Origin of the sequence: Paenibacillus sp. FSL P2-0136, from assembly GCF_037975325.1 — a bacterium.
GTDB classification, from domain to species: Bacteria; Bacillota; Bacilli; order Paenibacillales; family Paenibacillaceae; genus Paenibacillus_AQ; species Paenibacillus_AQ silagei.
The window spans coordinates 1371974-1394893 of the sequence record NZ_CP150244.1 but is presented as its reverse complement, the minus strand read 5'-3'; the positions used below and the strand labels follow the sequence as shown (position 1 = coordinate 1394893).

At 46.2% G+C, this 22920-nt stretch carries 15 protein-coding genes; 3 read left to right on the top strand and 12 right to left on the bottom strand.

All coding sequences use genetic code 11. The annotated features are described in order from the left end of the window. Positions 1 to 31: 31 nt before the first annotated feature. Positions 32 to 676, bottom strand: coding sequence for a hypothetical protein (locus NYE26_RS05830; protein ID WP_339254562.1), 645 nt, complete (start codon positions 674 to 676; stop codon positions 32 to 34). Positions 677 to 994: 318 nt separating this feature from the next. Between NYE26_RS05830 and NYE26_RS05825 the strand changes: the two genes are divergently transcribed. Continuing rightward, a complete protein-coding gene (locus NYE26_RS05825) occupies positions 995 to 4108 on the top strand; it encodes an amidase family protein (protein ID WP_339254560.1) in 3114 nt (1037 codons plus the stop codon). A 416-nt stretch (positions 4109 to 4524) separates the two neighbouring features. On the opposite strand, the gene NYE26_RS05820 is transcribed toward NYE26_RS05825, so the two are convergent. From NYE26_RS05820 to NYE26_RS05795, 6 genes are all read right to left on the bottom strand, one after another. Further along, positions 4525 to 7746, bottom strand: a complete 3222-nt coding sequence (locus tag NYE26_RS05820) for a chromosome segregation protein SMC (RefSeq protein ID WP_339254558.1) — start codon at positions 7744 to 7746, stop codon at positions 4525 to 4527. Further along, positions 7746 to 8420 (bottom strand): hypothetical protein, encoded by a 675-nt coding sequence (locus tag NYE26_RS05815; RefSeq protein ID WP_076076691.1) that lies wholly within the window; start codon positions 8418 to 8420, stop codon positions 7746 to 7748. The genes NYE26_RS05820 and NYE26_RS05815 overlap by 1 nt, the downstream gene beginning before the upstream one ends. Continuing rightward, positions 8404 to 9858 (bottom strand): hypothetical protein, encoded by a 1455-nt coding sequence (locus NYE26_RS05810; protein WP_339254555.1) that lies wholly within the window; start codon positions 9856 to 9858, stop codon positions 8404 to 8406. Before NYE26_RS05810 ends, NYE26_RS05815 begins: the two co-directional genes overlap by 17 nt. After that, on the bottom strand, positions 9834 to 11141 hold the full coding sequence (locus tag NYE26_RS05805; RefSeq protein ID WP_339254553.1) for a DUF2399 domain-containing protein: 1308 nt from the start codon (positions 11139 to 11141) through the stop codon (positions 9834 to 9836). The genes NYE26_RS05810 and NYE26_RS05805 overlap by 25 nt, the downstream gene beginning before the upstream one ends. A gap of 217 nt (positions 11142 to 11358) precedes the next feature. Further along, positions 11359 to 12276, bottom strand: coding sequence for a family 1 glycosylhydrolase (locus tag NYE26_RS05800; RefSeq protein ID WP_339257339.1), 918 nt, complete (start codon positions 12274 to 12276; stop codon positions 11359 to 11361). Continuing rightward, the gene (locus NYE26_RS05795; protein ID WP_339254551.1) at positions 12272 to 12484 is read right to left on the bottom strand and encodes a family 1 glycosylhydrolase; all 213 of its coding nucleotides are present in this window, start codon (positions 12482 to 12484) and stop codon (positions 12272 to 12274) included. The genes NYE26_RS05800 and NYE26_RS05795 overlap by 5 nt, the downstream gene beginning before the upstream one ends. A gap of 21 nt (positions 12485 to 12505) precedes the next feature. On the opposite strand from NYE26_RS05795, the gene NYE26_RS05790 reads away from it, so the two are divergent. Continuing rightward, positions 12506 to 12988, top strand: coding sequence for an ATP-binding protein (locus NYE26_RS05790; protein WP_155991596.1), 483 nt, complete (start codon positions 12506 to 12508; stop codon positions 12986 to 12988). Positions 12989 to 13160: 172 nt separating this feature from the next. On the opposite strand, the gene NYE26_RS05785 is transcribed toward NYE26_RS05790, so the two are convergent. From NYE26_RS05785 to NYE26_RS05770, 4 genes are all read right to left on the bottom strand, one after another. Beyond that, complete coding sequence (locus NYE26_RS05785) at positions 13161 to 14657, bottom strand: alpha-L-fucosidase (protein WP_339254549.1); 1497 nt, start codon at positions 14655 to 14657, stop codon at positions 13161 to 13163. A 53-nt stretch (positions 14658 to 14710) separates the two neighbouring features. Next, positions 14711 to 15619: a carbohydrate ABC transporter permease gene (locus NYE26_RS05780; RefSeq protein ID WP_036727859.1), complete on the bottom strand. Its 909-nt coding sequence runs from the start codon at positions 15617 to 15619 to the stop codon at positions 14711 to 14713. 16 nt (positions 15620 to 15635) lie between these two features. Next, a complete protein-coding gene (locus NYE26_RS05775; RefSeq protein ID WP_051478221.1) occupies positions 15636 to 16553 on the bottom strand; it encodes an ABC transporter permease subunit in 918 nt (305 codons plus the stop codon). A 76-nt stretch (positions 16554 to 16629) separates the two neighbouring features. After that, entirely contained in the window at positions 16630 to 18327 is a 1698-nt protein-coding gene (locus tag NYE26_RS05770; RefSeq protein WP_339254546.1) for a hypothetical protein, read from the bottom strand. A gap of 336 nt (positions 18328 to 18663) precedes the next feature. Between NYE26_RS05770 and NYE26_RS05765 the strand changes: the two genes are divergently transcribed. After that, the gene (locus tag NYE26_RS05765; RefSeq protein ID WP_339254544.1) at positions 18664 to 19491 is read left to right on the top strand and encodes an AraC family transcriptional regulator; all 828 of its coding nucleotides are present in this window, start codon (positions 18664 to 18666) and stop codon (positions 19489 to 19491) included. A gap of 242 nt (positions 19492 to 19733) precedes the next feature. On the opposite strand, the gene NYE26_RS05760 is transcribed toward NYE26_RS05765, so the two are convergent. Then, on the bottom strand, positions 19734 to 22817 hold the full coding sequence (locus tag NYE26_RS05760; protein ID WP_339254543.1) for a glycoside hydrolase family 2 TIM barrel-domain containing protein: 3084 nt from the start codon (positions 22815 to 22817) through the stop codon (positions 19734 to 19736). Positions 22818 to 22920 lie beyond the last annotated feature (103 nt).

Sequence of the window (22920 nt, the reverse complement as noted above, 5' to 3'; positions counted from 1 at the left end):
CCTTCAATGAGGATGATACCCGTTTTTCAAACTATGCTTCAACCGCTTGCGGTAACGTTCTTTCGTACTCCTTATATAACACATAACGCTGGACGCCCCTCGAAGCCTCTACTGCTTCCCTCGCATGAGTGATAGCAGTTTCAATGTTACCTGCTTTGAGTTCAATTTCTGCGAGCAGAGCTGATCTCATCCATTGCTTCATAATGGACTCAAGATGTTCCCGCGCCTGTGCACTTTTCCCTTCCTCCAACAGCAGAACCACTTCATAGTACGCTCGGTAATCAGCATGGCGGATATACGGCACGGCTTCCTGAACAGCAGCCATGTCTTTGCGGTACAGTCCGTAACCCGCCTTGAATGTTGCCTGTACTGCTACCCTTTTATGCTTGCTCATCAGCTGCTCCATAACCGTTCCCGCTTCATCCTCAAGCCTGTTCGCAAGAACATACTGAATATAAAGGGCTGGATTACTTTTTTGGCTGCGCAAAAAAGACTCCACGCGGTCCACACGCTTGTCCAAAACTGCCGGATAATAGAATTGAATTGTAAAAACAATGAGAGTAGCCACCACAGCGCCCACTACGATCAGGATTGGTGAATAGTCATTGAATAATGTGAATAAGACAAACACGAACAGCATGAAATAAACCGTAATGCTCCATCGATAGCGTTTCATTCTAAATCTCCTTTGAGTGTCATCCTATACAAGCAAAAATTCCATTTAAAATATTGTAGCACATTCCATAATCTATCAGCATAAAAGTAGGCTTATGAAAAAACTAATCAGGATAACTACCATATACATAACATAAAAAGTTATATAAAACACCTTTATATTATTTTTCATGCACTTTTTAATAAATAAAGTACTCTCCCTTTGTTAAAATCTCTAAAAATAGTTCAAATTCATATTATTCATTGACTGAATTAATATACAATGTTATATTTCTTAACACAGTTAATAATATACATAGAGGAAAGGGAGATTGCCTACATGAGTAAGTTGAAACGTCTGCGTAGAACGAAGAGGCAAGTTATAGCTACTTCCATTGCGTTATCTGTTATTGCTTCGGGAGTCATTCCGTTTCAAACGGCCGATGCTTTAACGAGGGTTACTTCATCTAGTGGCACCGTATGGGAGATCCACGATGCTTTTGCACCCAGCTTAGACACAGGTAGCTTGCGTACCGTCGGTACTACACAAGTGCAGGGATTCGGTAATATCTTTGTTAAAGTATCCTCACCTTCAGCTTCCCTGATGAATGGACAAATGATGCGCGGGTTCGACCTCAAGTACGATGGCGTTAATAGATTCACTTCGTCTCAATCTGTCAATCTGGGAAATGTCACCGTCACCCGTGATGTGTATGTGGACACTATCAATAATCGGACTAGATTCTTTGATACTTTTACCAATAAGAATGATATGGCTGTAAAAGTAGATGTATCCTTCGGCGGCTCCTTAGGCTATGGCACAGCGGCCAATGCTTCAGTGGTCAAGGCAACCTACTCCAATGATCTGGAGGTGACTACAGACGATTCATGGATTGTGGTCGACAGCAGCGCCAGAAACAATAAACCTCTAGGTGTTGCGGTCGGGTCTCCACATCCATTTAATAATGGATTAACCGCTCTAGGGAATCAACAGCAGAATCCATTCACCACACCTCTGGCCAAGTCCGGTAATGAGGCGAATTTCTATGGCTTCATTAATACCTTGAACCTTGAACCGGGCCAGTCGAAATCCCTGGTGAATTTTGTACAAGTTGGAGAAGCTGGTGAAGCCGGGCTGAACAATCTGGTTGCCACGCTTAATGGACTTAATCAGCAGCTGGATGTATCCGGCTTAACCCCTGCACAGATCCGCTCCATCAGCAACTGGGATATCTCAGGCATAGAGGGACTTAATACTGGAGATACCCTGTTCGTTCCAGAGGCTCCTGCAGCGCAAAGCTTCATCACTTCCTCCCCTTACGATGTTGTGAATAAATCCATTGCACAGATGCAGCAGGATCTGATTAGCGGTACAACGACTTCTGTACAAATTACTCAAGCGTATCTGGATCGAATCAAGGCATACGATATGGGGCAACTCGGCTTCCATGCCTTCCTGCATGTATCCGAAACTGCGCTGGCTCAGGCCAAAGCGGCTGACGAAGCCCGTGCACAAGGCGCCAAGGGCGATCTGCTGGGAATTCCGATTGCGATCAAAGACATCTATGACACCAAGGACATGCCGACTACAGGCGGCAGTAAAGCACTTGAAGGGTGGCGCCCTGAATCGGATGCCTTCCAGGTGAATAAGCTGCGGGAAGCCGGCGCGGTCATTATTGGTAAAGTGAATACTTCGGAGTTCGCGAACAGCGGAAGCTTTAGTGAAAGCGGCTGGATGCAGACATGGAACGCACTCTATCCTTCCAAAACCTCTTTCGGCTCCAGCGGAGGATCGGCAGTATCGGTTGCAGCTGATTTCGCAGCGGCAGCTATGGGATCGCAGACCGGGGTATCTCTCTATGCACCTACAACAGGCGCCAGTCTAAAAAGCTTCCGTGGTACAGACGGCATGGCGAGTACGACAGGTGTGCTCCCGCTCACTTGGGGACAGGATTATGCGGGACCCATTGCCAAAACCGTAACGGACCTGGCTATTATGCTGAATACTACAACGGGTACGGACCCGCAGGATATTTTCACCGTAACTGCTGATGCAGATCATAAACGTCCGGAGAACTGGAAGGAGTCGCTGGATGCCGGCGCATTGAAAGGAAAGAAAATCGGATACATCCCCGAATCCTTTGTCTCCAGCTACGCAGATGATGATACCGGAGTGGCAGTAAAGAATAAGTTCTCTGAGCTGCAAGCTGCGGGAGCGGAAATGGTTGAAATGTCAAAAATGCCAGCAGCCCCTACCCGTCCTCAAGGCATTAACGGATCTACGGAAGGCTGGGCGCGCTATATCGAGCTTCATAAGGCCTTCCCTTACACGGATGGAGCAAGTGTACTCGCTTCAGATAAGGTGCTTATCTATAATCAGAGAGGATATACTGCACCTACGCGGATGACGGAACAGGCTGTACAAGATTACATCAAGTATAGAACGGACTATAAAGAAGTGATCAAAGGCTGGATGGACGAGAATGGCGTGGATGCTATTGTGTATGCAGGATTTATCAGTGACGTATATAACAATGACGCCTCAGCCTCTCAATTAAGCTCTGACCGCAACACGGGTGTATTAACATCTAATGTCGGCCTCCCTACGGTAGTGGTTCCTGTAGGAACGAACGACAGCGGATATTCAATCTCGATGCAGCTTGTGGGCAGAGCATGGGACGATGCCAAAGTTCTGGGTATGGGCTATGCACTTGAGCAGCAAAGTCAAGCCAGACTGCTTACCGCCTATGCTCCAGCACTCCCATATGTTCCAACCCCTACTGATCCTGATCCAGTAGACAATGAACCAAGCAATCCAAGTCCTGGAGGAGGTACCGGAACTCCACCGGTAACAGCAACGCCTACTCCAACACCGGCTCCTACAGCAACACCAGCACCAGCAGAAACAACAGCACCAACACCTGCGCCGGAAGTGGTAAGTTTTACAGATACACTGAATCATTGGGCAAAAGCAAGCATTGACCTGCTGATCTCCAAAGGATTGCTGACGGGTTATGAAGATGGAACCTTCCGTCCGAATGCAGGCTTGACCCGTGCCGAAGCCATTAAGGTCATTACAACGCACATGGGGCTTGACGGACAAGCAAGCAGCTTCACCGATGTATCTGGAGCACATTGGGCGAACAAGTTCATCGGCGCAGCCGCCAGTGCCGGCCTGATGAATGGTTACAGCGACGGCACCTTCCGCCCTAATGCGAAGATTAGCCGCAGTGAATTAGCAACCCTAATCGCCAGAGCCTTCAAGCTGACTGGTACCGGAAACACCACATTCAAAGATGTTAAAAAAGACGCCTGGTATTATAACTCCATTGATGCACTAGCATCCAATAAAATTATTACCGGCTACGAAGACAGTACATTTAAGCCTGCAAAAGACATTACCCGGGCAGAGTTCGCTACCATGGTGGCGAGGTTGCTGGAGAGTGGGAAGTAATTATTAAAAGTATAGAATTCACAGGAAAGGCCATCCCGAAAGGGATGGCCTTTAACTTGCTGTAACAAATTCTTGATTTGTACTGCTGCTTGTGGTTAAAGTTTCATTTAGTGAATGCAAAAATAACGAGAATTATAAACATAACAAAAAAAATTGTGAATATTATCAAGCTAATTTTTACATGATTATAAATCCTCATCAATTCCGGTTTTCTTTCTATCAACTTTAAGGAGGATAGGGATAGTAATGGGATACTCAGTAGTGCTATAAACGCTGGTATTATAGTAATCATGCTTGATGGATCAACATAATTGTACTTTTTCAAAATAGTAACAGTTTGCATCACAGAACAAACCAACCCGCTAGACCCAATAATGTTAAGCTCACTCTAACGGGCCAATTCTATTCACCCACTCTCATTCACGCTTTAGAATCAACCCCGTCACCTTACTCCAAGGTACGGTAGGGTCATGTTGCACAATATAGGCTTTGGAAAAGCGGTCCAGGTAGGAGTTCTCATGTGACTTCGGAGATAGGATAATTAATTTGCGCTTTAGCTCGCTCGCATAGAGATCAAATACTTTTAACTTCCGCTGCTCATCTAACGCACTATCGAATTCATCCATCACAATAAACCCCGGTGCCGTTTGCAGATTCTGTAACAAAGCGAGTGCAAACAGTAGTGAACTAAGCGACTCCTCCCCGCCAGAGACACCCTTGCCAACTCTTCCTCCCCGCGCCTTAACACTGACATCCTCTAACGTTCCCCGGTGCCCTTCCTTACGGGCTCTTATGAATAAATGGAACAGCACCCGTCCTTTGCGATCCTCTTGCTGCTTCCAATCAATCTGCCCCTCGAACTGAAAACCGCTCATGTAGTTCTTGAATCGCTGCTGAATTTCAAGCACTCTCATATTAATGGTTGTCTCCAATTGATCCCTGAGCGTCTCAGCCCGTTCTTGATTCTCTTCATACAATAAGCTTGTCCGCTTATACTCATCCTGCAGCCGGTGAACCTCTTCTTCAATGACTTTGTAATTCTCAGGTGCAGCAGGGTCTAGACCCGATTCATACCTGGCATTATCAAATGTAACCTTCCCGGACTCATATTCTTGACGGAGCTTGGTAACTGACTGCGGTTTTTTCACATTACTAAGTTCTGGTTCAGGCTCGTTAACCAGCTCATCATAAATAAACCGGGCTGTTCCTTTGAAATTCTCAATTTCTTCGATGGCCGTAAGCAGATTTATTTGTGATGTCTCAAGCGCCTCATGGGTATCTTTTAATTGGATATTCATTTGCTGCAACGTACGCGTTACCTGTTCAACATCATCTTGATTCTTGGCAAAATTCCGGTTTTGCCGGCGTTCATTACCGTCTATACGATCAAGCTGTTCTTCAAGAGTGTCAGATTGCTGCTTCATCATATCCTGTTGCGCGGCTAAGCTCTGGCGGTGCTTTGTCTTCTGCTGCAACGTCTCATACTTTTCCTTCTGCTGTCCCAAGCGTACATAAAAATTCGCTTCCTGCTGCAAAATTTCCTGTGTATGCTCCAGCTTGACCTGTTTCTCGAGGATTTTTTTGTGCACAACCTTTATTTCCTGAAGCTGCTGCTTCTGCTCGTCAAGACGTAGCACTTCAAGTGCATATTTCGCAGCACGTCCTTCACGTTCATGCTTCTTGGTGAGGAAAGCTTCGGATTCACGAACAGCTTGAATAATCGCATGCAATTCCTGCATAGTCTGTGTATCACTCTTAATGGAGTCTTCGATATCCGCAAGCACTGTATTTAATTGGCTAATTTTCTTCTGAATTTCCTCTTTACGTTTCTGCAGAGCCTTCTGGCTTAGGATATAGTTCTTCTTCTCCTGTGGCCCGCGAATCCCCCTCGGATCAATCAGCAGACCCTTCTCTACACGTATTTCTCCTGCCTGATAGAATTGCTCAACCCACCATAGAGCTTTAACTGCATGTGGGAACACATCATCACTGATGCCTTTTTTCAAATGAATCTGAAGCTCCTGAATGTCAGTAACCGATCGATCCGGCACGATACTCCGCAGAGGAACATGATACAAATCATTCGGAGCCTGTACATGCATACCATCAAAAAATACTGTATATTTAATAGCTTCGAATTGCTCCTCTGCTGCGGGCCGGGCGGACTCGTGTAATTCAACCAGCTCATTTAAGGTATAAGCACGCACCCCATTCGCTTTAAATAGCGCAAGTGATTCTCTTTGGCGGTCCGACCATAATTGATTATGCTCAAGCTGAAATCCCTCTTCCGTTAATGCCTGAAGCAGCTTCGCCTTCTTATCTCGTTCATGCTTAAAGTCTCGAATTCTTTGCTCTAATGCTGCAATATTCTTATCCACATCATAACTGCTGTGATATTGCCATAACCGTCCCTGATGTTCGTACTCCAGTGCCTTATCCTGCTGAATCTGCGCATGCAGAATATAGCTTGAATTCATTAATTTCGCTATCATACCCTCGGATTCCTGGATGTCTGCATCAGCCTTCGCCAAGTCACGATTCCGTTCTTGAAGCTGTAAAGTGATTGCCTCGAGCTGCGCCTGTACCTCTTCTTCAGTGCGCGTAATTCCAGACTTTTCTTGATTGAGCTCCTTCAGCCGGTGGTTCAATTCATTAATAACGTTCGTGGTTTCATTTATTTCATTATTCACAAGAGATAGCTTCTCCTGTAATAAAGTGATTTCCTCGTTAATCTGCTCTTTTTCCGCTTGGACCTGCGTTAGCTCATAAGTAATCCGCTCGGCTTGCTCCTGCAATAGGTCAAGGTTGTCCTTCGTTGCTTCCTGGTCCACGAGCAATTGTTCTTGTTTGGCTAATAAATGCTGTTGTTCCTGCTTATAAAAGGTTTCTAATTTCAGCAGTGCTCCAGCGTACATCCGGCCTCCTTGTACAAGACGCTTGCGATTATCCTCATACCGTTCCAGCGCTGCCTTAGCAATTCCCAGCCATTGCTTTTTATTGGAAACGTTAATATCAGCTGTTCTTAGACTCTCCTGCACTTCCTTCAACTTCTCCATACTTTCTTCCCAGTTGTGCTGTACCTGATTAATGCCATGCATTTCAGCAAAAATACGAAACCGCTCCTGCGGGTCCATGACCGCGAATTGATTAACCTCCTGCTGATACCAAATCAGGTAGAACAGGTCGGGATCAATTTTGTATTTGTACTGGAGGTCCTTCTTGTACGTAGTGAAATTGTATTGCCGGTCACCTGAAGTATACTTAATAGTCTCATCCCATTGCTCCGGATCATCCCCCGATTGAATGATAAATTCCTTCTTGGCCGGCTGTCCCGGTTCCTGCACAATATAAATAGAGAATTCGATAAAGGCAGGGGCATCCATGCGCACGCTTCCCTCATTCTTAAACAATAGCCGAATGTGAGCTTTCCACGTATCATCCGGAAGGAGATTGCGGGATTTCAGACCCTCTAAATCTACCTTGGAAGAATACAAAACAACCCCCATGCAGTACGTTATGGTAGATTTCCCTGCTCCATTCGGGCCGGTGATCAAGATATGTGATTCTTGTCCTGACAAGTCCATCATCGTTGGCTGATAATCCCGAATGCCAGTAAACCACATTTTCCAAGGTATCATTATGCTTCGTCAGTTCCTTCCTGATACAGATTATATCGTTTGAAAAACTTCAGTACTTCCTCTTTGTTTAATTGATTGGATTGACTGAATTCAACCGTACGCCGCAGAAAGGAATCCGAGAACATATTAGCACCAATTCCAGTGATGGTATACGCCTTCTCATTTGAATTGGTATCATATTCTTCGAGTGCACCGATTTTTTTCAATTGGTCAATATTTAGAATCAAACGCTGATTTGCCTTTGTCGTCTCATGTCCAAGAGCATTTAGCAACTGATCGAATAGCGTGAACTCATGCTGCAACACTTCTTGCTGATAAAAGATAAACAAGAGAATGGCCAGACTTTCTTTGGACAATGTACTGCGTGCCGATCGGGCAGGAACCCGCATCATCACGATCACCTGATCTCTTTTCACATCATAGATTACTTTGAAATACCGGCTTACCGCCTGATTAACCCGCATTAAAAATGAATTGAACTGCTCATCATCATTAGATATCTTTAACTGCTTCTCTACCTCGCGCCGGGATAAGCCGAAATTGCCCACACGTATTGTTGCAGAGGATGAGAATAAAAGATTCATGAACACGATCTCTTCCGCCTCGGTTAACATGCCTTTGATTGCCTGCATGACATTAAGCGGATTTACATTACATTCATCCGTCAAGCTCATCGTCACTCCTCTTCTGCCTGTTCATTGAAGCTTTGTTATGCTTAACGACTTGATTAATATCCTTCGGATTCATCCAGTCCCATTCCTTGTCATATCGGGGGGCTTGGGATTCTGATTCCGCCGCCGCTTCCTCCATTGTCAGCTTCTTGCTGCCTACTAACGCAGATAACGCCGTAAGTGCGTTAATCGCATCGCCCCACTCCGCAGATGTTGCTTCAATGATTACCGTCTCTAGCGGAGCTTGCTCCACTTCCTGCATGAATCCTTCAATGGCGTCCGTCTCAATCATAGATTTCGTCAGCAACCACGCTGAATCTCCCATCATATCCTCTAATTGTGTAATATCAATCTCCTCATGGATATATTGGGTCTCCTGGATATCTTCCTGCATTCGATCCACTAGCGGCTCATAGTCCTCAAGATAATGAATAGCTTCACTAATAGCTGCACCGGACAGCGGCGCGGCGAATTTAACAGGCATCCACAGACCATCCATGGACTCCCCCTCGTATTCATTCTGCTCCATAAAGCTCATAATCTGATGAGCATTAGGAATGTCTGATTCTGGAGGCGGGTCATACATTTGAGTAATGAACATCCGAACTTTTTCGGGATTAATCGAGGACAAGAGCATCGTTTGCTTCATCATCGTAAATTTGAGATATTTATTAATCATCCCCATGCTCAGATTCGTGCCATCGGCAAGTGCAGATGTTCCTGCCTGCATTAAATCACTGAGCACCAGACTGTCCTCTAATGTATGAAACTTACGGAGACGCTCTGTCAGCTTCATCTCCAGCTCCTGCATCAACTGATGGATAATCTCTAACTGAGGCAGTGCATTACGGTCCGCCAGCATTTCTAATTCACGTTCCTTCATCAGTTGTATAGCATTTTCCACGTTGCGAATCATACTGGCAATTTTGTTACCGCCGGAAATGCCATGATCATCATAGGCTTCGCTAAGCTCGGCATCCCGTCTGGCCTGGAATAACGATCGACCTATATCATCATGCATATAATAGGCTAAAGAATCATTGGCAAGCCGTATGAGCGTATCCATCATCCGCTTCCCTACATCACGCATTTTTAGCTGCCTGGTTTGTTTGGATATCCAGTTATACTTCACCAGGACATTTACAATTTGTTCAACCTTTTTCTTGCTTGGCGGGTCGAGGTCCTCATAGCGGTTCCGGTAACGAAAATACAGGGTATCTACGTTCTCAATCGGTTCATCCAGCCCCAGGGCCTCCTCATTGAGCAGTTGAATAATACGTAAGAACCGTAAAATTTCGATAGGCGTCTGCAGAAAGTTCTGAGAGCCCAGATCATTCAGTACCCCGGACAACAGAGCAATATCCCTTAAGGCCTGGTGCACTTCCGGCCCGGATTCATCAGTCTGAAAAATTGAAATTAATGGTTGATCCAGCTTCTCCAATCCTCTGCCTCCCCTAACACAATCTCTTGTTCCAACTTCGTATACTGCAGCAAATCCTCCAGACGCTGTTGATACTCCGGCCAACTCGTTAGTATGGAGTGATCAGGGCAGATCCATTTATGCCGCACATCATGTCCACTAAGCGACTGGTACATTTCTCGTGCAATTTGCAGCCCCGCCTCATCATAATCACTCCACATGATTACTTGATCAATGGCGCTGTTATTCAATAATTGTCTGATAAAATACCGGTGCACACTCCGAATATGGCCGTCTACACATACAATCATAGAATTAGTCTCTTGCAGGAAATGGGGCTCTGCTGACATCCGCGTCAAAACAGCCCGATTCTCGACTAACCATAGCGTAGTTGCTGTGGTTGAATACTGGTCTTGGGATACTGAAATATTGGTTAAGGCATGAACAGGTCCTGCCTGGAAATTGGACCATTTCCCTTCAAGGGTACTGGCAAAATAGATCGGCGTAATCTGCCCTCCGCTTATCATTCCTAATGCTTCAGCTGGCTGACCGCTTAGCGTCTCTAGCATGTTAAGAAACTCTATTTTAGACAGATCAAATGCCTTAGAGCCTCCAATACCCGGGTAATACTGCGCGCCAATTTCTTTCCAGTCAAATATTTCTTTGGTACAAGAAATCATGCCAAAAGCCAGTAAAAAGTGTAATGAATGGATTCTCTTAGATACGCTCCAATTCGCAGGGAAAACAACCTGATCCTTCAACGTACCAATACTCCACGCTAAACTATCCGTTAAGAATATTGTCAAACCCTTTAACTGAAGCATCCGTTCGCCCGGTACACACATTATTTCTTCCATTCGCCGGGCAGCTTCTGACTGATAAAACGTAAATTGATCTATTATATCCCTTTCTGTGTCTTTTTGCTTATTTATCAGTTGAACATATAATAAATACCCCATACGGTAATATATCCGGTCTACCGATTTCCCGTCTTGCTTGAACCGGACCTCCTTCACAATCCATCCCTTACTCAGCCAGTCAAAAGTTTGTTGATTGTCATCTAATAAGGCACGCTTCCCCACTGTCCAGCGTAACAGCTGCTGCTCCGGAGGTTCTTCGGCACTTAAGCCATCCTGCCATGCAACGGTAATGATCCCTACTCTTCGTAGCGTACGGGCAGTCCTTTTTACAATATCTATATCAACAAGAGAATCATCACTTATTACCGTTGGCATCTCCAGTTGCTCATCTTTTTTCAAATAATTTCGGCTTATAAACGAAAGGATATCATCTGAAGTATTCACTTTTGCCTCCTACCCTAAGCTCTTTAATTACATATTCAAGCTGCTTAGATAAGTATAGCGGAAAGTAGAATGCTCTACGATGATACCCAAAATTTGTTCATGATATAGAAACATAAATAGCCTGTAGGAATGAGACGTTATTCTCTCATCTCTACAGGCTATTATCCTCAGCGGAAGCTTCTATGTCGTCCGCTAGTAAGGTTATAGAAAATCCACACTAATAAATAATATTAGCTCGGGCAATCTTTCCAAGATGATAAGCGCTAGGTTTAGGAGTGCGCTCCTGTGTCTGCCGGTCTACTTCAATTAACCCGAAACGCTTGGAGAATCCAAGCTGCCATTCAAAATTATCAAGTAGTGACCAATGCAAATACCCCTTAACTGGAATCCCGTCAGCAATACATGCAGCCACACCCTTTAAAGCCCGATCAATAAAAGCAACACGGCGTGTATCATCATCCGTAGCAACACCATTCTCCGTTACGATAATCGGCTTGTTCAGATGCTTCGAAGCACAACGAATAACATTCTCTAGAGCTTCGGGATAGAATTCGTAACCCATCTGGGTACGCTCTCTATCAGCAGGTACAGGGATGAGACCATCCGGTCCGTAGATCTCACGTGAATAGTTCTGTAAGGCCAGGAAATCATCGTCCTCCATATAAGGAAGGAATTGTAGAAATTCCTCATGTAATTCATGAGCAGCCTGTTCTTCTCCACCAGGGACGGACTGAAAATCAAAGAGCGACATGCTTAATCCGATTTTAGTGTTCGGACTAACCTGCCGGATAGCCGCCCTTGCCTCCACATGCGATTGGAAGATGATGTGCAGGCCTTTTTCGGAACGTGGTGACAGGAAGGTATGCACCTCCATGGGTGGTATACCAAATGCTTGGGACAATTCAGCATAGTAGTCCCGCATTTGTTCTTGAAAATCCATGTTCATGCCAAGTTGTCCTGCTGCAGATCCCCCCTGCTGATACTGCTTCATAACTTTTGCAATTCCAATAGAAATATTTGCCTCATTGATTGTACATACATAAGGAATTTGATCTCCTAATTGGCTCATGACATGAGCACAATAACGTGCAAACCTTGCTGGCGTACCTTCAGCTTCCCAGCCTCCGGCGCTAATAAGCCATTGCGGGGAGGTGAAATGATGAAGCGTTACGACCGGGGTTTACATTCAAGTTGCTGCAAGTTCTTAATACATCCCGGTAATGTTCCATGGCTGCTTCATCGAATTGCCCTTCCTCCGGTTCAATCCGGGCCCACTCGATGGAAAAGCGATAAGAATTGAGGCCAAGTGCGGCTAAACGTCCGCTCAGAAATTGATTGTTCATTCTGTCGACTTCTATCGGTACATGATCAAAATAGAGGTCGATTTGCTCCCACTTTATGAAGAAATCAAACATGTTAACACTTATCTTCAGATTCAGTCAATCCGCTATAAAGACAGGTTTACCTATTCCATTGAAACCGATAAGATGATCGAGGATATGCTTGTTCCACCTATGCTTATTCAAAATTTTGTAGAGAACTCCATTAAATATGCTATACAACCCGATAAATCAACACATATTTCAGTTAAAATTGTCGCGATCGAACTCGATTTCTACCCATTTGCTAAAATAATGATTTCCGACACAGGAAACGGATATCCTGCAGCTCAACTAGAGCAATTGAATCAAGGGAAAGCTATAGTTGATAGCAAGGCTGAGCATATTGGAGTCAGTAATACCCTGCAGCGTCTCTCCTTGTTATTTGAGGGAAAAGCAAAATGGCGCTTTTATAATCAAAACGGCGCCGTAAGTGAACTCATCTTGCCTGCGCTCTTCCAAGAATAAGTAAAGTCACAGTTAGCAGCTCGGACGTCATGAGTTGAGTGCGGCGTATTACGATCGACTATCCGTTAGCACCCTATGGAAGTATTGGCCTAGAACACTTTTCGTACACTTTGTTTGGGACAGTGAAGCAAAAGCGGGTATCATCCTTGAATGAGGATGATACCCGCTTTCTCTATCCTTCCAGTTCGACCGCAAGACAATGCACGTACGGCGTCGGCAGATGTTCCGGCAAAGATACAACCAGCGGGCCTAATGCCTGGCTGAATTCTACCGGTCCTGCACCGAGCAGACGCACGTGTCTAACCCGTTCTCCCGGTCCGAACGACCGTATAACGGCCAGCCGGTCAACAGGCGCCTTCATCTGGAAGGCGTAGACCGTATTCCCTTTCTGCGTGAACCGGAAATCGGTCGCATCCCACTCCACCCTGTCCTCTTTGTATTGCTCGATAACCACGCGCGAATTCCCTTCGCCAGACACGCGGAACGGCCTCGTCCCGTAGACGCCTTCCGAAGATACAGCCATCCACTGTGCCATCTCCTGAAGAATATATCGGCATTCGTCATCAATTGTTCCATCCGGTCTCTGGGGTATATTTAGCAACAGATTGCCGTTCTTGGAGATGATATCGATCAGGATTTCAATCACGTGATCCGGTCTCTTGTATACGGCTTTGGCATTATAGAACCACTCACCGACACAGGTGTCCGTCTGCCAGGGCTCTTCCTTGATACCCGGCTCCTGGCTGCGTTCGATATCCAGGACGCCGACCGAGTACACTGCTTTCCTGCGGTCTTTCTGATTATAGACCGCCTTATTCACGCCTCCGTTACGGGCGGCGCTGCTGTTATAGAGATGGGCAACCGCATGAAGCCCTGCCGCCATAACCGCCTCGTCCGGCGCAGTGGCCGCATCCTGAAAGATGTCAGTGAACGGAAGTGCTCCGTCGGAATACAGCAGATCCGGCTGGTACAGATCGATGAGCTCCATCATCACATCCAGCCAGCGCTGATGCCACTCCGGCTCGGTGGCATACCACGGATCCAGATCGTACATCTTTTTATCTGCGTGATAATACATCTGGTTGGGCAGGTACAGGTCTTCGTATTGCGGATCATTGCCATCGTATGGGACACCCTTGTACAGGCCTTCCTTATCCTGTCCCTTATTGCTCTGGAACCAGCTGAACGTTGCTCCAAGATGCTCGGTCAGGCCGAATGGCAAGCCCCGCTTGTCTGCTGCTGCTTTCCACAAGGCCACGATATCCTTCTTGGGTCCCATTTGAACGGAATTCCAGCGGTGCAGCCTGGAATCGTAATTGAAGAAGTTGTCATGGTGCATCGCCTGTGCCACAAAATATTTGGCACCCGCAGCCTGATACAGATCCATCAGCTCTTCGGGATCGAACTTCTCTGCCTTCCAGAGCTGGATAATGTCCTTGTAGCCAAAGACCGACGGATGGCCGTAATGACGGATATGATAGCGGTATTGGTCCGAACCTTCAAAGTACATGTTACGGGCGTACCAGTCACCGAACATTGGCACGGACTGCGCTCCCCAGTGTGACCAGATTCCCAGCTTCGCATCCCGGAACCAGGCTGGACATTCGAAGGTTTGCAGGGAAGCAAGCTTCGGCTCAAACGGTCCTTTGACCCTAGCAGATGTCTTCATTGAACGTTCCTCCAATTCGCTTTGTGTTTTAGAGACGGGGAATATGCCTGTACCTATTCTTTCACCGAGCCGATCATGACCCCCTGCACAAAATACTTCTGCACAAAAGGATAAATGATCAGAATGGGAACAGTTGTAATGACGATCAGTGAATATTTCAAAAGCGTCTCCATGTTCTTCATCATGGTCAACCTCTGAGGGTCGAGCGACGCGGACATGCTGGTGTAGTCGATTTTGTTCTCGACCAGAATCTGGCGAAGCACCAATTGCAGCGGATACAGAGACTGTGAATTCAGAAAGATCAGTGCATTAAAATATGAGTTCCATAACCCCACCGCCGACCATAACATCAGGACAGCAAGAATCGGCTTCGATAACGGCAAGACGATACGGGTCAGGAACTTGAAGTCCCCGCAGCCATCCAGCTGGGCAGCCTCGTACATTTCCTTCGGCAGCGAATTCTGGAAGAACGTCTTCGCAATGATAATCGAGTAAATATTGAGTGCCGACGGCACGATAATCGCCCATGGCGTATTGAGCATCCCCAGATCCTTGACTACAAGATAGAAAGGAATAAGTCCTCCGTTAAACAGCATCGCGAACAGAATCGCCCAGATCCAGATGTTGCGTCCAACCATCTCTTTTCTTGACAATGGATAGGCCATCATGACAGTAAGCGATACGCTCAGCAGGGTGCCGCCCACCGTGTAGAGCAGCGAGTTGACGAATCCCGTCCACACCGCATTGTATTGAAAAACACCGATATAGCCGTCCAGCGTGAAATCCACCGGCAGCAGCCAGACCTTGCCTCCCTGTACCGCCGCTGCCGAGCTGAAAGAGGAGCTGACGATAAAGATCAGCGGGTACAACACCAAAAGCAGAACTATTGTTAATCCGGTGTACACGCAAAATAAAAAGATGCGGTCTGAGCCGGACTCTCGAATCGCGGATGTGCGACGCATGAAATTTCCTCCTAACCTAGAACAGACTGCTGTCTGAAACTTTACGGGCGCTATAGTTGACCGCGGTAATCAGGATCAGGCCGATGACAGAGTTGAATAAGCTGATCGCTGTCGCAAAGCTAAAGTCGGCGTTAACCAGTCCGATCTTGTACACATACGTGGATATAACTTCCGAACTGCTTAGATTAAGGTTGTTCTGGAGCAGGAATACTTTCTCGAAGCCGATACTGAGCAGCCCGCCCACGCTGAGAATCATCAGGATAATAATGGTGGAGCTGATGCCTGGCAGATCAATATAGCGGATCTTTTGCAGCCGGCTGGCTCCGTCAATTCTTGCCGCCTCGTACAATTCAGGATTGACGCTGGCCAAAGCCGCAAGATAGATAATTGCCGCATACCCGGTTTCTTGCCAGATGCCCGACCAGACATAGACCGACGAGAAGCTGTCGGCGCTTGCCAAGACATTCGGAGGATTGTTGTTGCCGAGCAGACTGGAGAACAGCGCCAGAGGGCCGCTCGTCGGCGACAGCATGATCTGGATCATACCGACCAGGATAACCGTCGAGATAAAATACGGCGCGTAAGTAAACATTTGCACGGTTTTTTTGAAGCGGACATGCTTCACTTCGTTCAGCGCCAGCGCCAGAATGAGCGAGCACGGGATCGACACGATCAGATAGTACAGGCTCAGGACCAGCGTATTCTTGACCAGCGGCCAGAAATACGGTGACGAGAGAAACAGCTCGAACTGCTGAAGGCCGACCCAGGGACTCCCCCAGATACCCTGAACCGGATTAAAGTTGCGGAAGGCAATCTGAACGCCAACCATCGGCCAATAGCTGAACACGAGCAGAAAAGCTGTCGGGAGCGCGATGATGGCGTACAGCGGCCAGTGCCGGACTATGCGTTGCCGTAATTCAGAATTCGGTTTCATCGTCGATCATTCCTCGCTTAAAAAAGTTGCATCATCCGCTCCGGAGTACCGCGGAGCGGATGATGCCCATGCCGCTTTAGTGCAGCGATTCGAGATTCTTCACCACTGCATCATCGCGCTGGTAGCTGCTCGTATCAAACGGGCTCACGATCGCTTCTTCGGTGATGCTCAGGAAGTCTGCCAGACCCAGCTTCTTCACACCCTCCACATATGCATCCCAGTCCTTGTCGATCGATTTATTGCCGACGATGAACTCGGCGGTCCATTGGTTGACGTATGAAGTAATGTTGGTCTTCAGCTGGGAATATTGCTGCGACTTGGCGGGATCGATCCAGATTGAGGCTGGCACAACCTGCGCCGGCTGCTTGCCTTTGTAATCCTTCTCCGTATAGTAGTGCAGCAGCGCTTCCGAGCCGGAGCCATCCGGCGTGAACGGGGATTTGGCGACGATGCTGTTGCGCCATTCCTCCGACTGGTAGATCGGCCCCAGCTGATTCCAGCCCCGGGTGAACGGTGTCGGCGGCTGAAAATCAATATCGAACAGCGCCGGTGTCCCGACCAGTCCGGTTTCACCTTCCTTAGCTCTAGTCCAGTATTCGCCTTCCGGCCCCATGTTCGCCATGGTCGCGCCTTCCGGCGTCCAGATGAAATTCAGCAGCTTCATGATGGCAATTTTCTCTTCTTCTGATGCTTTATTCGTAATGGTGAAGACGGCTCCACTGACCCCATTGCCGCTGAATGCCGCGTATTGGGCGCCCCCCGGACCTTTGAGCGGCGGGATGGTGACCCAGTCAATGATTTCACTCATGTTCTCGGCCCCGACGACGCAGTTGATGCAGCCCCAAGGCACTACGCCCACTTCATGATTGATCGCTTGCTTGCTGAGCACATCATTCGTCTGGGTAAATGCCGCACTGCTGATCAGACCTTTGCTGTACAAGCGGTTAATATAGGAGAGCCCGTCTTTCCATTCATCCTTGATTGCGGCAAATTCAAGCTTTCCGTTATTTATCTCCAGGCGGTTCCCGCCGTCGTTATACACGAAGGCATTCATCAGGAACGTCGTCGGATCGGAGTTCCAGCCGTCCGTGGACCCTGTAAGCGGCAGGATGCCGTTCGACTTAAAAACCTCCAGCATATGCTCGAATTCATCCGTAGTCGTCGGAATACTAAGACCGTACTTTTCCAGGAGCGGCTCATATACCCACAGCTTGCTGGAGTAGTAGCAGTGCAGGCAGTAGTTATAGAACGGCAGGCCGTAAATGTTGCCGTCCGGAGCGTATACCCCTTGCTTGAGCGCCGGCGTGTTCTCGATTTCCTTCCAGACATTAGGCGCATACTCTTTCAGGAGATCGTTTAAGGGCACAAATACGCCTTGCTTGCCGTATTTCAGCAGGTCCTCATTGGTGAACTGCCCTGCCCAGAAGATCGAAGGATAATCTCCGCTGGCCAGCAGCAGCGGCTGCTTGGTCGTAACATCCGTGTTAGGTACAGTTGACCACTTGATATCTATATTAAATTTCTCTTCGGCATACGTTGTGAACCAGTTGGTATCCATATTCCCGTTGGTGCTCGAAGTGCCGGCGAACAGATTGACAGTGACAGGCTTGCCTTGTCCGGATGAGTCCGTCGGATCCGTTGCGTTTGTACCCGATACACCAGCCGGCGTGGTAGCGCTTTCTTTTTTACCGTTATTACTTTGCGAACATCCGGCTAACAGTATAATGACCATGATCGTTAACATTAAAATTACGGTTTTGCGTTTCCCGTTCATCCTTGAAGCCCCCTCTATTTTATTCATGCTGTACAACGATACTGCGAATCACCCCCTTAAACTGAATAATCCATTCTTAAAATTATATAAGATTATCACTGCTGCTTCAGACAAACAATAACTGTAGCGGAATGAAAATGAATACCCTTTCAAAACTGTTGATGAAGGATAAACAGACCTCTAGCCATTATTTTAGTCCAATAAACAGAAGGTTAGGTGCTGCATTTCGTTCAAACTTTGTCTTGATTATAAGGGATGGCAGTTCAGAGTAAAATCAGGTAAAATTAAAGTATCATATAAAAAAATGAAAGTTGTTGATGGTCCATGGAGCGTTATATGAAGCATTACATGAAGCAATTTCTCGTCACCACTTTGGATCGGACACTGCCGATTTATATAGAACTGACGGGCTATAATGAATGGCAAGAGGAATTTGACCGGCCAGAGGGCTATCACTGCTATCACTGGCTGCATACGGTAAGCGGGGAAGGCCAATTCGAATGTTCGGGAACCACGGTTACGCTTGGACCGAACCAGGGAATCCTGCTTCCTCCGCATGTCCCGCATCGTTATGTCACCTTATCACACCCGTGGTCCACCTGGTACGTTACCTTCAATGGTAATTTAGCTCCGACCATTATCTCCTCATTGGGATTGGCTACATCTACGGTCATTAGCTGGGAGCCCGGCTCCAGGCTGTCCAAGATTCATTACAGAACGCGCCATCTGGAGCAACGGCCATCCGAATTCAGCGGAATGGACAGCTCGGCTTTCGTCTATCGCTTCCTGATCGATCTAAAGCGCTTTGGACAAGTGGATAACCAGCGCTCCTATTCCCAGCATTCGAAACGTCTGCTACCCATGATTCAGTTTTTGGAGAATAATTTTCATGATCCCGGCATCGGTCTGGCCAATCTTTCCGAGTTCACCGGCCTCAGTTCGCAGCGGCTAAATTATTTATTCCGCATAACCACCGGGATGAGCCCTTATCAATATTTGATTCATTTACGCATTCAAAAGGCCAAGGAGCACCTGATTCTGGACAAACACCTGACCATCAAAGCCATTGCTGCACTTGTCGGTTTTTTGGACGCGAGCCATTTCATCTCCACCTTCCGCAAATTCGAGGCCGTTACGCCCCAGCGCTTCCGGGAGCTTAATTGAAGATGCTGTAAATATCAATAAACCGGAACCTCTTCTGGGTTTATTACTCGTTATTTAAATGTGACATTGTTTATAGACCAACAAAAAAGACCCGCCTATGGCAGGTCTGCTTTGTCTCTCACCGCTTCGCCTTATAATACCCCAATACGGTAATATATCCGGTCTACGGATTTCCCAGCTTGCTTGAACCGGACCTCTTTCACAATCCTTCCCTTACTCAGCCAGTCAAAAATTAGTTTTTCTTAAGAAATGATTTCTATAGTTACCGTATAAACATAGATACCTTTCTTAATTTGATAGGGATCGTGAATATTTTTGGTCCAGCCGGTATCTCCGCCAAGACCTGCATGTTTGTGATCAATATTAAGATAAACAGAATCTGAATTTCCCAGCTCGTCTTCATAGGCGGCGTTGTCATATTGCTCAATACTGTGTCCATGAATATCGAAATGGAAATGTCCCGCTGCCGAGACTTTTACTGCTTGTTCTTCGGATGACAAATATAAATACCGGACATCCTCCTTACCACCGCATTCTACCGGTAAGATATAGGGTACGTGCTGCTGTTCTACAGTACTCTCATATACTCCAACGAATGCGGCAGATTTACGATCCGCGTAGTTCTCCCATGGCCCGCGGCCATACCATTTCATCTTCTTCCAAGCCTCAGAGAACTTAAAGCTTAGTCCAATTCTCGGGAGGGTGTCGACCTTGGCATTGTTCACAACTGTATTTGTGATTTCTATACCTTTGCCGCCGACGGTATAATTGGTTTTGGTTTCAATGCATCCATGATAGATACAATGAACTTGAATGATAACAGCAGCTGGTGCTGCAAATACCCGAATATTCTTGATTTCTTTCTCATTGGAATTGAGCCCGAGAGCTTTCCATTCATCTGCATAATTGGACGATTCAAGATGAATACCTCCATCAATTCCTGTTGGAGGGCGATAGAAGTTATTGGTTCCTCCCGTGAAATAATTCTTGTGATTGTATTTTACAGAGATGAACTCTGCGGTTTCTTTCGAGAAAAGAACCGTTGTATTTTCATTATAGATATGAATTTCATTTGTCGTTTCATCATACTTCAAGCTATCCTTTTCTATATCTCCGGTATGCACTTTATTCACAGAATCCTTAATCTCTATCTGGCAGGCATAAATACAGGTTCCCTTCTTCGAATAAAAGGTGTCCTCGTCCAAATAAGCATAGAAATTAAGAAAAGCTTCCCCGGAGACTTTAGACGAATCGTATGGCGCTTGAAGCTTATCAACGGATCCGGGCGCTGTGTGATATTTAGGCAAACTACCGCTTTCTATCACATTGCCATCGCAAACCAGTTCCCAAGCCATATTCAAATGGCTTAAATCCCGATGCGTGTAATGATTATAAATTCGATAGCCATCATTCCCAGGCATGTAATCCATTTGGATAGGAGCTTGTACATTTTTGATTTCATTCGCAGCCGGCTTGAGAGTGAGATCTGGGAAAACTATACCATTCAGGCACATATCAGGTGCAGGATCAGTAACCTCTTCCTGGAATGCCCCGCCATAGACATACTTTTTATTTCCGTCTTTATCCTGCTTAACCAGCGCTTTATCCTGAAAATCCCAAATAAATCCTCCTTGAAACCGCGGGAATTTATGAATGAGATCCCAAAATTCCTTAAAGTTTCCGTTACTGTTGCTTTTCGCGTACGCATATTCACACATAATAAAAGGACGCAAATCCTCGCTTTCAGCCATGACATCCAGGATCCAATCTTTCTGAGGATACATAGGCGCCATAATATCGGAGATGTTTGCCGGAGGATTCAGAGACTCATACTGAACGTACCTTGTTTTGTCATACTCCTTAATCCAGCCGTACATCGCAGCATGATTCGCTCCATAACCGGATTCATTACCCAGAGACCAGAGAATAATGGATGGATGATTTTTATCTCTCAGAACCATCCGTGTAGCCCGTTCCATATACGCATTTGTCCATTCGGGGGATGCGCTTAACTGGCCGCCAAGACCGTGTGTTTCAATATTGGCTTCATCCACCAGGTAAATGCCCAGTTCATCACACAAGTCATACCATTCGATTGCGTGCGGATAGTGACTTGTTCTTACCGCATTGATATTCAGCGATTTCATGACCTTGATTTGCTCGCGCATATATTCTGTTGTTACGGCTCGTCCTGTTTCAGGACAAAAGGCGTGAAGATTGGTTCCCCGTATAATGAGACGCTTCCCATTAATTCTCAGGACCCCTTTTCGATCGATCTTCACTTCACGGAAGCCGACATTCGCGCTCTCAATATCAACTACATTTCCAGACAAATCAATCATTTCTAACACCAATTTATAGAGATAAGGGCTCTCGTCGCTCCACAAGTGAGGATTTGAAATGGTTTTCGTAACCTTTGCTACATATTTTTCTCGCAGGTAGGAATCACAATCCGCAAACTTTGGCGTTTCAAACTCAGTAACCAATTTCTGTTCGCTATCATACAGGGACAACCGCACATGAGCCTCACCATAACCATTCACTTGATTATTAGGTACAACCGTCACTTTTAATTCGGCATTGTTGTAATTCCCTGAAAAGAGGGTTTCGATCTTATAATCATGAATGCGCATACGTGGTTTTGCATAAATGAGAACATCCCGGTAGATCCCCGAGAGATGCCAGTAATCCTGATCCTCCAGATAAGTACCGGCTCCAAACCGCATCACCTGAACAGCTATAAGGTTTTGTCCCTTTTGAATGTAATCCGTGATATCAAAAGAAGCGTTAAGCTTACTATCCTGAGAATAACCAACCAGTTTGCCGTTTAACCACAGATAAAAACACGATTCTACACCTCCAAAATCGATAAATATATCCCTTTCGTTAAAATGTTCGTCAACTTCAAACGTTCTAACGTAACAACCGGTAAGGTTACTCTCTGGCACATGAGGCGGATTCAAAATGTATTCATTATTCCTGAGTTGAATTTCGTGACTTGAACCCTCCCCTTTTTGAACAAAGGGATACAACATATTGGTGTATACAGGTTTTCCATACCCCGAAAGCTCCCAATGGGAAGGAACCGGAATATGATCCCAATGGGAAACATCATGTTCAGGACTATAGAATTCATCCGTTACTTCATCGGGAGATCCGAACATTTTAAACTTCCACATTCCATTCAGGCTTTTTACGTATTTAGACTTTCTCCGGTCTCCGCTTAAAGCCTGTTCTACGGTTTCGTATACTCCGTAGGGCTCATGCATGGGATAACGGTTTTTTTGAGTAACATATTGATTTTCCCAATCTCTGCTTAGCTTCATCGGCTTAAATAACACTCCCATCCATTGTTCTAATTGGTTGATCTTTCAATGTAGATACCCCTATAATATAAGGAAAATTCCTTATATTAAATGTTGAGTATGG

What these genes read in the sequence shown, in the direction of transcription:
- NYE26_RS05830 (WP_339254562.1), bottom strand. Translation starts at nt 676, where the DNA reads ATGAAACGCTATCGATGGAGCATTACGGTTTATTTCATGCTGTTCGTG.
- NYE26_RS05825 (WP_339254560.1), top strand. Translation starts at nt 995, where the DNA reads ATGAGTAAGTTGAAACGTCTGCGTAGAACGAAGAGGCAAGTTATAGCT.
- NYE26_RS05820 (WP_339254558.1), bottom strand. Translation starts at nt 7,746, where the DNA reads ATGATACCTTGGAAAATGTGGTTTACTGGCATTCGGGATTATCAGCCA.
- NYE26_RS05815 (WP_076076691.1), bottom strand. Translation starts at nt 8,420, where the DNA reads ATGAGCTTGACGGATGAATGTAATGTAAATCCGCTTAATGTCATGCAG.
- NYE26_RS05795 (WP_339254551.1), bottom strand. Translation starts at nt 12,484, where the DNA reads ATGAACAATCAATTTCTGAGCGGACGTTTAGCCGCACTTGGCCTCAAT.
- NYE26_RS05790 (WP_155991596.1), top strand. Translation starts at nt 12,506, where the DNA reads ATGATCAAAATAGAGGTCGATTTGCTCCCACTTTATGAAGAAATCAAA.
- NYE26_RS05785 (WP_339254549.1), bottom strand. Translation starts at nt 14,657, where the DNA reads ATGAAGACATCTGCTAGGGTCAAAGGACCGTTTGAGCCGAAGCTTGCT.
- NYE26_RS05780 (WP_036727859.1), bottom strand. Translation starts at nt 15,619, where the DNA reads ATGCGTCGCACATCCGCGATTCGAGAGTCCGGCTCAGACCGCATCTTT.
- NYE26_RS05775 (WP_051478221.1), bottom strand. Translation starts at nt 16,553, where the DNA reads ATGAAACCGAATTCTGAATTACGGCAACGCATAGTCCGGCACTGGCCG.
- NYE26_RS05770 (WP_339254546.1), bottom strand. Translation starts at nt 18,327, where the DNA reads ATGAACGGGAAACGCAAAACCGTAATTTTAATGTTAACGATCATGGTC.
- NYE26_RS05765 (WP_339254544.1), top strand. Translation starts at nt 18,664, where the DNA reads ATGAAGCATTACATGAAGCAATTTCTCGTCACCACTTTGGATCGGACA.
- NYE26_RS05760 (WP_339254543.1), bottom strand. Translation starts at nt 22,817, where the DNA reads ATGAAGCTAAGCAGAGATTGGGAAAATCAATATGTTACTCAAAAAAAC.